At 48.2% G+C, this 13,133-nt stretch carries 12 protein-coding genes; 3 read left to right on the plus strand and 9 right to left on the minus strand.

What is annotated here, in order from left to right; translation table 11 throughout:
* Positions 1-4 precede the first annotated feature (4 nt).
* Positions 5-2,401, plus strand: a complete 2,397-nt coding sequence (locus ACOQOZ_RS17575; protein WP_420589453.1) for a DNA polymerase II — start codon at positions 5-7, stop codon at positions 2,399-2,401.
* A gap of 90 nt (positions 2,402-2,491) precedes the next feature.
* Here ACOQOZ_RS17575 and ACOQOZ_RS17580 read toward each other — a convergent pair whose 3' ends face one another.
* The 4 genes from ACOQOZ_RS17580 to ACOQOZ_RS17595 all read right to left on the minus strand — a co-directional run bounded on the left by ACOQOZ_RS17580 (position 2,492) and on the right by ACOQOZ_RS17595 (position 7,901).
* Complete coding sequence (locus ACOQOZ_RS17580) at positions 2,492-3,583, minus strand: imelysin family protein (protein WP_420589454.1); 1,092 nt, start codon at positions 3,581-3,583, stop codon at positions 2,492-2,494.
* Between the two features lie 15 nt (positions 3,584-3,598).
* Entirely contained in the window at positions 3,599-4,762 is a 1,164-nt protein-coding gene (locus ACOQOZ_RS17585; RefSeq protein ID WP_420589455.1) for a DUF1513 domain-containing protein, read from the minus strand.
* Between the two features lie 81 nt (positions 4,763-4,843).
* Positions 4,844-6,304: a di-heme oxidoredictase family protein gene (locus ACOQOZ_RS17590; protein ID WP_420589456.1), complete on the minus strand. Its 1,461-nt coding sequence runs from the start codon at positions 6,302-6,304 to the stop codon at positions 4,844-4,846.
* A gap of 76 nt (positions 6,305-6,380) precedes the next feature.
* Positions 6,381-7,901: an imelysin family protein gene (locus ACOQOZ_RS17595; RefSeq protein ID WP_420589457.1), complete on the minus strand. Its 1,521-nt coding sequence runs from the start codon at positions 7,899-7,901 to the stop codon at positions 6,381-6,383.
* Positions 7,902-8,103: 202 nt separating this feature from the next.
* On the opposite strand from ACOQOZ_RS17595, the gene ACOQOZ_RS17600 reads away from it, so the two are divergent.
* Both ACOQOZ_RS17600 and ACOQOZ_RS17605 read left to right on the plus strand, forming a co-directional pair.
* Entirely contained in the window at positions 8,104-9,462 is a 1,359-nt protein-coding gene (locus ACOQOZ_RS17600; protein WP_420589458.1) for a cytochrome-c peroxidase, read from the plus strand.
* Between the two features lie 123 nt (positions 9,463-9,585).
* Positions 9,586-10,374: a TIGR01458 family HAD-type hydrolase gene (locus ACOQOZ_RS17605; protein ID WP_420589459.1), complete on the plus strand. Its 789-nt coding sequence runs from the start codon at positions 9,586-9,588 to the stop codon at positions 10,372-10,374.
* Here ACOQOZ_RS17605 and ACOQOZ_RS17610 read toward each other — a convergent pair.
* From ACOQOZ_RS17610 to ACOQOZ_RS17630, 5 genes are all read right to left on the minus strand, one after another.
* On the minus strand, positions 10,371-10,880 hold the full coding sequence (locus ACOQOZ_RS17610; protein ID WP_420589460.1) for a cytochrome b: 510 nt from the start codon (positions 10,878-10,880) through the stop codon (positions 10,371-10,373). The genes ACOQOZ_RS17605 and ACOQOZ_RS17610 overlap by 4 nt on opposite strands.
* 218 nt (positions 10,881-11,098) lie before the next feature.
* Positions 11,099-11,587, minus strand: a complete 489-nt coding sequence (locus tag ACOQOZ_RS17615) for a hypothetical protein (protein WP_420589461.1) — start codon at positions 11,585-11,587, stop codon at positions 11,099-11,101.
* A 121-nt stretch (positions 11,588-11,708) separates the two neighbouring features.
* Entirely contained in the window at positions 11,709-12,185 is a 477-nt protein-coding gene (gene ybaK, locus ACOQOZ_RS17620; protein WP_420589462.1) for a Cys-tRNA(Pro) deacylase, read from the minus strand.
* 3 nt (positions 12,186-12,188) lie between these two features.
* Complete coding sequence (locus ACOQOZ_RS17625; protein WP_420589463.1) at positions 12,189-12,431, minus strand: DUF1653 domain-containing protein; 243 nt, start codon at positions 12,429-12,431, stop codon at positions 12,189-12,191.
* Positions 12,432-13,118: an SIMPL domain-containing protein gene (locus tag ACOQOZ_RS17630; RefSeq protein ID WP_420589464.1), complete on the minus strand. Its 687-nt coding sequence runs from the start codon at positions 13,116-13,118 to the stop codon at positions 12,432-12,434.
* Between the last annotated feature and the right edge of the window lie 15 nt (positions 13,119-13,133).

Here is a 13,133-nt window from a genome sequence, read left to right on the forward strand (position 1 = left end):
TTTCATGAATCCGGTGCTTTCTGGCTTTTTATTAACCTCTTCCTGGGATGAAGACCCGGCAACCGGACAAACCCGGCTGAGTTTCTGGTGGAGCACCGCAGACGGGCCGCTGCGTACCAAAGTTGAGCAGGCCGCGGTGTGCTTTATCGATGCAGCACAGCAAACCCGGGCGCAACAAGTTGCCGACACTCTGAACTGGCCGGTTCGGGTCGAAGCTCTGGCGATGCAATCGTTCGACTTTCAGCCCGCCGCAGCCTGCTATTTACCACATCATTATGTTTACCGCTGGCGCGATGTTCTGGCAGAGCAGGGTATTATCTGCCGTGAAGTGGACGTTCGTCCTACCGATCGTTTTTTGATGGAGCGCTTTGTTTATGGCGCTGCATTGATTTCAGGAGAGTTACGCAACGCGACTGGTTATCGCCAGATTGATCAGGCGCGCTTTAAGCCCACCCGCTTTCAGCCGGATTTAAAAGCGTTATCCATCGATATTGAAACCTCTTTCCCACGTCGTGGACAGCCAGACCGGTTATTTTCAATTGGCTTTTACGCGGATGATTTTCAGCACGTTGTAATGATTGGTGAGCCTGAGCAGTCGGACAAGCAACTTGAATTGGTTGCTGATGAGGCGGCGTTATTAAAACGTTTCCTCGAGATAATCGCGGATTATGATCCGGATGTCATGATTGGCTGGAACGTTATCCAATTTGATTTCGGATTTTTACGGCGCAAATTTATCGAACACAAAATCGACTTTGCCATCGGTCGTGATCAATCGAATTTGTCGTGGCGTGCCAGCAAACAAAATATTGACCGGATTTTTTTACATATCGCCGGACGGGTTGTATTAGATGGTATCGACCTGCTGAAGAATGCAACGTATCAGTTCGAGAGTTTTGCGCTGGATGCCGTGGCCGGTCATTTCCTCGGAGACGGCAAACTGCTCCACGGTGACGATCGTGGCGGTGATATCGAGCACCTTTTTATCGAAGATAAAAAAGCACTGGCGGATTACAACCTGAAAGATTGTGAGCTGGTGTGGCGTATTTTCGAAAAAGCCGATCTGTATAATTTTGCTATTGAACGCAGTCATATGACCGGACTGACCATGGACCGTATGGGTGGTTCGGTGGCCGCTTTTGAAAACCTCTATTTACCACGTTTGCACCGTCAGGGGTTTGTTGCACCGAATATCGAAGAAGGTTACCACGCACAAAAAAGCCCGGGTGGTTATGTGATGGATTCACGTCCCGGGTTATTTGAACACGTATTGGTTCTGGATTTTAAAAGCCTTTATCCGTCGATTATCCGCACCTTCAAAATTGATCCGATGGGATTAGTTGAGGGGTTAAAAGCCAAATGGTGTGGCGAGAGCGATGAGCAATTAGTGAATGGATTCTTTGATGGCGTTTTTCACAAACAGAAAAACGTCTTACCAGATTTAATTCGTCAGCTTGGCGAATGGCGCGAGCAAGCCAAAGCACAGAATAACCAGCCTTTGTCGCAAACCATTAAAGTCATTATGGCGTCCTGCTACGGCGTGCTAGGGTCGGAAGGCTGCCGTTTTTACGATACCCGCTTATCCAGTTCCATTACTAAACGTGGCCATCAGATTATTCTGGAAAGTAGCCAGTGGATCGAACAACAGGGCTATGACGTTATTTATGGCGATACCGACTCGGTATTTGTCTGGCTAAAGCAATCGGTCAGTTCCGTGCAGGCAGATGAAATCGGCAAGCACCTGGTGAGCGAGCTGAACGGATGGTGGCAAGAGCGTCTGCAGCGTGAATTTGGTATTCAGAGCTATCTGGAAATGGAATATGAAACTCACTACCAGCAGTTTTTTATGCCATCGATTCGTGGTGAAGAAACCGGCAGTAAAAAGCGCTATGCCGGGCTGATTGAGAATCGTCTGACTGGTGATGCTGAAATGGTCTTTAAGGGACTGGAAGCCGTAAGAACCGACTGGACACTGTTAGCCCGTAATTTTCAGAAAGAGTTATACCGCCGGGTGTTTTTTAAACAGCCATATCGTGACTGGGTTAAACAACAGGTGAAAGCTTTGATTGCCGGTGAATTAGACGAACAGCTGATTTACCGAAAACGTTTACGTCGGCCTCTGGCTGCGTATCAGAAAAATATTCCTCCACATGCCCAGGCGGCAGCCAAACTGGAAACCTGGCGACGACTTCAGGGATTACCCGCACGATTTGCCGAACGTGGCGGCTGGATTGAGTATCGTATTTGTCAGAATGGCCCGCAACCCATTGAAGTAGATGATGCTGCTGTGGATTACGGTCACTATCTGGAAAAACAAATGCTGCCGGTAGCTGATGCCATTTTTCATTTTACCGGTGAAAGCTTTGCTGAAATGGCAGGGCAGCAGATGACGTTGTTCTGATAGGTAGAGTTTCTTGTGAGACCGATAAAAAATAACCCGAAGTGGCAAGCCGCTTCGGGTTATTTTCAGAAGACGTTAATCAGACTGATTTTAGTCACCGTCAGAAAAGTTCAGGCCCACGTCGATACCCAGACCATCCTTTAACTCACGTTTAATATTACCATCCAGTGCCAACGTAGCAGCATAGAAGTTGGTTGCGTTTTGCTCACTGATCGCTGTTTTGGTTGTCGCAATATTATTACGAATAACCGTTAAATCATTTGCTGCATTTTTTTCCAGAATATTGGCAAAACTTTCAGTTGTACCTGCTGCGCTGCCTTCGACCATTCGTTCAAAGGATTCCAGACCTGCTAACATCAGGTTCCAGGTGTAACCAGACACCACGGCCACATCGTTAACGATGGTACGTTTATGAACGTAATCCATATATTCGTTTGTTGATGTAATTAACTTTGCACTGGTGCTGCTGCTGTCTTCTCCGGCGATCTGACTCAGGCCACCACTGAGCAATAAGTTACGGTAACTGGAGCCTGTATTCTGGTAGTTACTGCTCCAGCCGTTAGAGATATTTTCCGCACGTGCCACAAGTTGCCCTGTATAGCCCTGTAATATCTGGCATTTTCGGGATTGGGTGGTGAAATCGGATAAGATGTTTCCGATTTCTTTATCGTGGTCACTAGCGCGTTCAAAAACCGCCAGTTCAGTAGCAAGCAAGCCAACAAACTGAAAGTTTTTATTTCTGAATGTTGTGTCCGTTAACGCATTACTCGCTGCCAGCATGGAGTCAATATCGTTACGGACTGTCTGCGTATAGTTTGTGCCTCGCAGTCTGAGAGAATCAATAAAGATATATTCAGGCAGGACTTCGTCATTAATCATTGGCCCGAAATTGTAGGGCAATAATTCGTACCAGGATTTTGCGGTTGCCTTCCACTGGTTTTGTACCGCCAAAAGATTCGGCTCAGTAGTTGTGCTACAAAATGCATTACTGAGGCTATCCAGTTGTCTGGTCTGGTTTAAAAAATTTGTTGCCGCAGGCTCTACGACCAGAGTAATGACCTGGCTAAGCGCCTGATTCAGGCCTGAGTATTCAATAGTTCGGGTACTGGACTCAGAACCACAAGAACTTAGTAACGTTGCGGTGGTAACAGTCGCAATTAATTTTGAAGTGTGTTTCAACATAATATTACCTGACATTTAACTGGTTAACCGTACGGACATCATATGGTTGTCCCAGGCCATGGCAGGAAAATCGAGGCGCAGATCGCGATCTTCCTGAAGAGTTTTGGTATTTATCTGACGTAACTTACCGGCTGAATTTGACAGCACAAAGTGACTGCCATTTGCATTTAAAGCCAGGCCACATACGTCATGGAATTTGTGGTATCCCTGTAACGACAAATCGTCCAGATGCCAGAACATGGCCAGGTCTCCACGCGGGCTGGTAAAGGCTGCCAGGCGATTGTGAGAATCGACAGCAACACTGCCCATATAATCGTTTAAAGCGACAGTTAAGCTTTCCGGCGCCTGTAATAACTCAATATCTTTTCCGGGTTTATGCACACCGGCCAGTGGCACCAGATGATTATCCGACATGGCGCGGCGCTGAATCTGCATGCCAAAAGCGACGGTGCCATCTGCCGCGATATCAAAGTGACGAATACTGGCTTTGTCTTCCGGCACCTGGTGTTCACTGATTAACTCGCCGGAATTAATGTCGATATAACTCAGTGTTGAACGCATCGAGTCCAGGTTCAGGACTTTCCGGCCGCTCTCCGGATGCGTTAACAATCCGCCATTGGCAATGGCCAGAGTTGTGTTATCCGGCATACGCTTAATTTCGTGTGGACCGATGCCATAGCTGGAATATTCAGCCACAACGTTATAGTTGTGGGTATCCCGGACAATAATTTTTCCGGCACCGGATTGGAAATCCGATTCACTGGTGAATAATAAATTGCCATCGGCACTGAACGCACCATGCCCCTGCATATGATGGTTGGCCGGGCTGTGAAATTCGCGGCTTTCACCGCTGAGTAAATCCACTTCCAGGCCGACAGTACCGGGACGGCGCGATACCATTACAACCTTGTGCTGCTGTGTTGGGTGCTGGCAGATACCATGGCCACGAAAATTACTGGAGACGTTGATGGCATCAGCCTGAATCGGGCTGATTGCTCCCATGCCGTATTGCTCAGGTGTTTTTCCCTGCGCAGTGATCCAACGCTCATACTGATCTGGTCTGGATTGTTTATGCGCTTGCCAAATACCGGCACCTGCACTTACGCCAAGACCTGGCAGCATAAAACCAGCCAGTGTCATCGACTTCAGAAAGTGGCGGCGACTTTGATCATTTGTCATAACGAAATAAAGTTTCCAAAGATAAAGCGGGCCGGAATTGTACCAGTCCGATGTCTTTTAAATGTCGTCTCTAAATCAACTTTACAGTGATTTAACGAACGCAATTAACGCTTCCCGCTGGGCTTCTTCAAACTGTACGAAGCGCGATTTTGCTGTTTCGGCTTCACCGCCGTGCCATAAAATTGCTTCTTCAATGGTTTGTGCCCGGCCATCGTGTAATAGTGCTTTACTGCCATTGACCTGTTCCAGTACACCTACTCCCCATAACGGAGCAGTGCGCCACTCTGAGCCGGATGCTTCAAAGTCTGGTCGGCCATCGGCCAGATCCGGGCCCATATCGTGAATCAGTAAATCGGTATAGGGCCAGATGGTTTGTTCTCCCAGGTGCGGACGTTCTTCACTTTCTGCGGTGACAAAACTCGGGTTATGACACTGGTGACAGCCTGCCTGATAGAAATGGGTCCGGCCTTGTAATACCTGAGGGTCATTAGCGTTGCGACGGGCAACCGGCGCCAGGTTACGGTTGAAATTCACTACCAGATCCAATAAATCATCTGCCAGTTCGACATTTTGTACGTCGTTACCGGTTGGTGCACTCAAACACGCGGATTGTTCAGGGCTACACGGTTGATTTGGAAACAGAGTAGTACTGATACCAACGTCGCCATTAAAGGCACCGGCAACCTGCATTTTGATGGACGCTTTGTTGGATTTCAGACCAAATCGACCTGCGACGGTTTGTTTTTTCTCGATGTCCCAGACGTAATTAATTCGTCCGGAAATACCGTCTTTGTTTGAATCATCCTCATCTACCAGAGCGTCGATATCCTGCTGTGGAATTAACTCAAGTAATCCCATGCCGTGAATAGCAGGAGCAACGCGCAGGCTGGTCATGGTATTATCGCCGAGCTCGCCATAACCCAGTTTTTCAAAGCGTAATTGCGGTTTTCTCAGGGTAACGCGATTGCCGTCCGGGTAATGGAATTCTGAGATTTGCCAATCGATAAATACATAGGCTTCCGGGGCTATATCGTGTTTTAGCTTATCGTTATCTTTTTGCGAGTGGCGTAACTGGTGAGCCAGCGACGTCGATTGTCCCTGAACCTGATCACCATAAACCGGGTGTGGTACAACACCTTCGTGCTCGCTGGCGTCGCCCGGAACACTTAAACGTACCAGAGAGCTTAATACCGGAATCTCGCCGGAGTCAGGAACAAATCCTTTACCCCCTTTGATATGGCACATCAGGCAGGTGCGGGCGTTATACAGTGGCCCTAAACCATCGCGCATGGTGGTAATGGTCGGTGCTTTCACCCAGGGTTGGTTGGCCAGCGCTTTACCGGCATGAAAATCAGGTTTCAGCTCGACAGGCAGATTCGCAGCCGGTCGCTCAAAGCTGACGAAAGGAGAGGTTGAAACGGTGGTATCGCCACCAGGTTTGCGTTCTGCTGGTTGAACGGTTGGTACTTCTTTGTTGTTTTTATCAGTACTACACGCTGTGCCAAGCAGTAAAAAACCACAGAAAATCAGTAGATTTCTCATTTTTACGCTCGCTAATACGGTTAGCCTTAACGGCAAAAGCCGGGCAATGCCCGGCCTTTATCAGGTTTTGTAACACTTATTCAGGACAAGCTGCGTCAGGGTTTTGAGTGTTACAGTTAGATGCTTTAGGATCAACAACTTCGCCCAGACCCAGGCCAGTCGCCAGGTTCTGTAACTGAGTAGACTGTGCATTCAGAGCCAGGATAGTCTCGCGAACCGGGTTGGTTGCGTTACGGTTAGCTGGCATGATCAGAACGTCGAATGGCTTACCATCACGAGCCGCTGCATCAACTTTGTTGTAGCTGGTTTGTGTCAGATCCAGGAACGCTTTAACGCCTGTTGCCATCGCTGCTTTGCTAGCATCAGCCAGGTAGTCGTCGAAACCGTAGCCTTTAACTGCGTTGGTGGTTACGTTAGCAGTACCATTCAGCGTACTGTCGTAGCCAGCGTAATCGCCGTAATAGCTGTTAGCGACACCCAGTGCGTTCAGAACCACATCACGGTGAGTGTTATCAGAGAAGCAAGAATGCTCATCTTCCTGAGAGTTACCAGCGTAAGCGATTTGCATACGCTCACCGCCCAGTTCACCTTCAGACAAAGTACCCATACCGGTCAGGATTTCTTCCAGACGCTTTTTCGCTTCGGCTTCGGTAGTAACTGTGGTGAACGCAGTGCGGTAAGCCGCGCCAGCTTTCCAGCCATCACGTACTTGTTCCAGGTCTGCAATCAGTTTGTCTACCGCAACTTCCAGGTACTGATGACGACGAGCTGCTTTGTCACCCGCTTGAGTTGAAACGAAATCAGAAACCGGACGCTGGCCACCCATGTTGCCAGTGTTCACTGCTTTATCACGGTCAGTACCGTCAGTTACAGCCTGGTTAGTTGTGTTCAGATCCTGGCCCCACAGCAGGAATTCAATCGCGTGGTAACCGGCAATAACGTCGCGCTCACCCGCGGCTTCAGTTGCGCTATTATCCAGCAGGTCAGCGTCAATGGTGATCGCACTTTGGCCAATAATGTTGTTAGCTGTGTTGGCAGCTGCTTGTGCTGCAGTCAAAGCGCCATTGCCGTTAACGCCAGCTTGGTTTGCTGGTACACCAACCTGATCATCGCCAAAGTCAGAAGTATTCACTTTAACGTAGTCGATCAGTGCTTCGCCCAGAGGCCATGCATTAATAGCGCCTTCAGGACCGTCTTCGTTAGTGTTTTCCGGGTAAGACGTCGAATCAATCGGGCTGCTGCGGAAACGGTAAACTTCAGTCTGACCGTATGGCTCACGAGCTACTAACCATGCTTGCTTAGCTGCTTTCAGTGTGTCAGCAGTTGGAGTTGCTTTCAGAGCTGCCAGAGCTGTTTTCAGTGCTTTGGCGGTTGTAACAGAATCTTCGTAAGCTGCCAGCGCGATGTTTGCATTGGTATCTACCAGCTTCTTAACGTTAGCAACGTTGATGCTGATTGAATCTTTAGCAGCAGTTACTTGTGCAGGAATTTTGAAAGTATCCTGAGGCTTGTCGTTGTTGCTGCTCTTGTTGTCGCTACCGCAAGCGATCAGCAGTGTAGACGCGGCAATACATGCGGCTAACTTAGTCAGTTTCATGATCGTGTTCCTGTGTTGAATCATGGAGCAGATAATAGCCATGGCAATTATCTGGGTTTTTGATGATGCGCACAGTAAAACAAATAAGAATGATTAGCAACTAGGCTTTTGTATAAAAATAGATCTCAATCAATAATCACTCCTAGTCGCACTAAATAATAACGAGTAAAATTGTGTGGTTAATTTATTCTGGTGTAACTCAATGAAGTACCTGATCCCTTCGCTGCTTGTCAGCACGAGTTTGCTGCTGGCGGCTTGTGGTAGCGACAAAGATAACGACAGTAATGACCAACCCAAAGCGGCGCCGCTGGCCTGCGATAGCTCAGGCGCGGCTCCAACAGGATTGGTATTGAGCAGTACGGCAGACAGCAAGCAGGTGCTGGGTGAAGCACTTTACTTTGATACTAACCTTTCGTTTAACCGCACCCAGTCGTGCGCCAGCTGTCATAATCCCGAAAAAGGGTTTGTTGATGATCGCTGTAACATCAGTAGTCTGAATCAAAAGTTTCCTCCGGCTTCTCTTGGGGCCAATGGCACCTCAATTGGCGATCGGAATGCTCCGACAGCAGCTTATATGGCATTTAGCGCAGACTTTAAAAAAGGTTCACGAGAGCGTGCGCCGAGTCAGAGAACCAGTGGTGTTGGTGCTTATGATGGCTATTTAGGTGGACAATTCTGGGATGGCCGTGCGATTGATCTGGCCGCTCAGGCAGGCGGACCACCAACGAATCCGGCAGAGATGGGGATGGCTGATAAAGCCTCGACAGTAGCTCGTTTGCAGGAAAACCAGCATTACATCAGCTCTTTTAAGACGCTGTATGGTGATAATGTGTTTGATGACATTGAGACTGCCTATAAAGCGATGGCAGACAGCATCGGTAAATTCGAGTCTGGAAATCGCAGCGAGTTTTACCCGTTTGATTCTAAGTATGACAAGTCATTGAAAGGCGAATATTTCTACGAGCCAGATAGTTTGGCGGCCAGTGGCAAAACCCTGTTTTTCTCATCAGATTTTACCTGTGCTGCATGTCACCAATTGCGTAACTCAAACACTGACAGAGGTGAGATCTTTACCAGCTTCGAATATCACAATATTGGTGTGCCGGAAAATACCGATCTGCGTGCGGTTAATGGGGTTGCTGAAGACTTTGTTGATTTAGGTCTGGCGCTGAATCCTATGGTGCCACAAGCTGAAAAAGCGGCGAACGAAGGTAAGTTCAAAGTGCCAACCATGCGAAATGTCGCCGTGACCGCGCCGTATATGCACAACGGTGTGTTCGATACACTGGAAGCTGTGCTGAACTTTTACGAGCATGCCAAAATCCGGGCGCGTCAGCAGAACGATCCTCAGCTGGCTAATACCGTGATAAATCCGGAAACGGGTCAGGCGTTTAAAGCACCGGAAGTTAATCGCAATATTGAGCATGAGTTGTTGGGTGGTAATGACGTCATCCTGACTCCGGAACGGATTAAAGCGTTTGAATGCTTCTTTATGACGCTGACCGATAAGCGGTATGAATCTCTGCTTGATCAGCAAAAAGTTACGGAGTGTGGCATTTAATTTTTACCGCGTGTAACTCAACAAAAGGCTGTCGTAATTGACAGCCTTTTTTCGTTTTGGATCTTATATTTTTAACCAAATACCTGAGCTAGTTTAAAAGAAACTCACTGCGGGGTGATGGTTATGCAGGCAATTCTTTTTGATGTCGATGGTGTGATTTATCAGCAGGGCAAAGCAATCGACGGCGCAGTTGAAACACTGCAATGGGTGCGTGAGCAGCATATCCCTCACTTATTTGTGACTAACACAACGTCAATGTCGCGCCAGCAGATCGGGGCACGGTTAACCAGTCTGGGCATACATTGCACTCCCGACCAGATTCATACCCCGGCAGCGGCAGCCAGAGACTGGATTGCTGCACACCCGGGTAAAAAAATGACCTTGTTTGTTCCGGATGCCATTCGCCACGAATTTGATGATGTTGCCAGTTTTGATGACCACAAAGCGGATGGTGTCATCATTGGTGATATGAGTGCTAACTGGAATTACTTCACGCTGAATCATGCTTTCCGGGTGTTGATGAAGTCTCCGGAAACGGTGCTGGTGGCACTGGGGATGTCACGTTATTACGGCAATGGTGAAGATTTACAGCTGGATACCGGGCCCTTTATCAAAGCGCTGGAGTATGCCAGTGGTAAATCGGCATTAGTAATGGGAAAACCGGCCTCGGCTTTTTTCCAGCAGGCTCTGCAAAAAATGGGCGTGAGTGCCGCGGACACCTTGTTATTGGGTGATGATCTGATGACTGATGTTATGGCGGCAAAAAACTGTGGTATTCATGGCTGTCTGGTACGAACCGGTAAATATCGCCAGCAGGATGAACAAGGCGTCATTAAGGCGGAATACGTTATCAACTCGATCAAAGACCTGCCACAACTCTGGCGAGAAGGGCAGTTAGCAAAAGTCAGTTAAACCATTTTGCGTAACACCGGCACACCAGCGAGCTGGTGTTTTACCACAGCGGCCAGGTGCGCCAGCACCAACAGAGTCAGAGCAATGTTGGAACAACGGTGAAACCAGAAGAAAAACTGCGTCAGATTTCCTTTTTCCAGCAATGCCGGGAATTCAGCGATACCAAAAAATGGCATCGGCCGCTCCATCATTAATACACCGCTGATCAGCACACAAATCACTGCCAGATAAATTAACTGATGACCACGATGCGCCAGTTGTTGTTGCTGTGGTGATAGGTTTTTTGTTTCAGGTTTTTCTGAGTGCCAGGCAATCAGCATGCGTAGCGTAAAAAAGGGAATAAACACTAATGTGGTGGCAACATTGGTATCTGCAATCCAATGATGGGTTGCGTCGCTGACGTCGAACAGGGCCAGATAAAAGCCGCTGGCAATTGCCCACAAAATAACCACAGCGGAAAGCCAGTGCAGGCTGCGCCAAATCAGTGAGTAACGTTGGATATTCATAAAGCGTTGGTTATGCATCAGGAGTGTTGTTAAAAACGTTAATGTTAATGAGATTCTTTATTGTTTGCTCTGATCTGGGTCAGGGTAATAGCAGGAGTTTGCGATTTAATGAAATGCTGGTGACGATCGGAGGTGGTGCTGAGTGTGTGAATAAAAAAAGGTGCCGACTCCGTTCCCAGAGAGCCGACACCAAAAGGGAAGAACAGGTTAGTGGTTAATCAGAACTCCAGAACCGATTCCATCTCGGTAATTTTCAATTGGCCATCTACTTGTTTTAAAACAAACAAATCGGTTTGTTTGGATGTGCCCTGATAGCCTTCGATCTCGTAGCTCACGGTTTGAATAGCTTCCACCAGAATTTCATCTTTGTCTTCGTTGACGCTGGTAATTTCTTCTTTGGCGGTCAGCTCTTTATAGCTGGCCATCATCTCGGAAGATTTTCGGATCGTCTCTTCATCCAGGTACTTATCCAGCTCGGCTACCGTGGTGGAAACTTCATCATCCGGGTGGCCAGCTCCGTATTTCCAGGTGATGTCGATTTTCGCTTCGGGTTGGAATAGCGGTAACAGTTCGGCGTATTCCAGGGCATTGGAATGCTGGTAATACGCCAGCACCAGATCTTTTGCCTTGGCACTATCAGCAGCGAAACTTCCAGCAGACAGGCTCAAAAACAGAGCCGCGTTCATCAGCTTTTTAAATACGGACATAACAACCTCACAGCGTTTTAGGCAGCGAGCAGAATAGTTGCTCACTGCGGGAAACAGATGTGGGCAGATTACAGAGAAAGGTTGGGAGTGACGTGTCCGTAATTGCGGACTTAATAAAAAATCACAGTGCGACGATATTGGCGAACTGTGCGCGGGTGAGTTTCGCCAGATCCTGTGGCGTTAGTTCGATTTCCAGTCCACGCTTACCTGCACTGACATTGATGGTGGTTTGATTCCCGGCACTGCTGTCGATGACCGTTGGCAGCGCTTTCTTTTGCCCAATCGGGCTGATACCACCAACGATATAGCCAGTGGTTCGTTCGGCGACTTTTGGATCGGCCATTTCAGCTTTTTTCGCGCCGACGGCCTTGGCGATTGCTTTCAGGCTGAGCTGATGGCTGACCGGAATGACCGCAACTGCGAGCGGGCTCTTGTGGCCTGTCAGACTAACTAACAAGGTTTTAAACACCTGGGCCGGATCCAGCCCAAGTGCTTCCGCTGCTTCTTCACCATACGATTCGCTGTTGGGATCGTGTTGGTATTCATGCAATGTAAAGCCGACTTTGGCTTTTTTCGCGGCGTTAATTGCAGGCGTCATAAATCAGCTGTCGGCCTCAATCAGTTCAAAGCGTGGTTTGATTTCACCGTTTATTTCGATGGTTTCAACAAACATAGAATATGGACGAACCCAACTGCTGAAATCGCCGTACAGCATTTTATACAGCACCAGGGTTTCTTCCGTTTCTGAGTGTTTAACCAGACCAATCACCTGATATTCCATACCTTTGTAATGGCGGTAGCGACCGGCAACGATGCTGGCTGGTGCAGTATTTGACTGAGACATTTATTTTAACTCGTAGCGGATAACAACAGAGGCTTCGATGGTTTGTTTCTGAATCAGCATTGGCGCGGGTTCAGCATCCATCGACATCTTTTCCATGCGCGCCATGGCGTAAACCGGCTGAGGAGAGTGCGCGCCTTGCTCCTGAATCGATAATACTTCACCAAGAGTGTTATCACTGGCTTTGGCCATGATAGCGGCCTTTTTACGTGCAGCTTCAACAGCGTTAGCAAAGGCCTGATTCTGCAGTGCCTGACGATCATTAAATTTCAGTTGGCTGCCATGAATGCGCACTGCACTGATATTCAGCAACTGATGGCTCAGCTCAGCGTAGGCTTCTTTATCGCGTAATGTGATGGTGACGTTGCGGTTAACCTGTTCGCCGCGATATTCACGGTTATTGTTGCGCCACTCGTATTGCGGATGATTGCTGATGTGTGCCGCATCAATATCTTTTTCGGCGATGTTCAGAGACTTAGTGGTTTTCAGCAATTTTTTCATGGCGCTGTCGACCCGTTTTTTAGCGGCCTTCAGGTCACTGGCGGTTGCTTCAATACTCAGATTAAGCTGCAGATAATCTGGCAGGGCACTGATGCTGCCGTTACCGGTAACCTGAATAAAGCGATGATCGTCGTCAGCCAGACTGACACTGCTGAACAGCAGGGCGAAACACACAATAAAATAACGCATACACTTTCCTGTCAG

The organism is Bacterioplanoides sp. (assembly GCF_965219715.1).
Taxonomy (GTDB): Bacteria; Pseudomonadota; Gammaproteobacteria; order Pseudomonadales; family Oceanobacteraceae; genus Bacterioplanoides.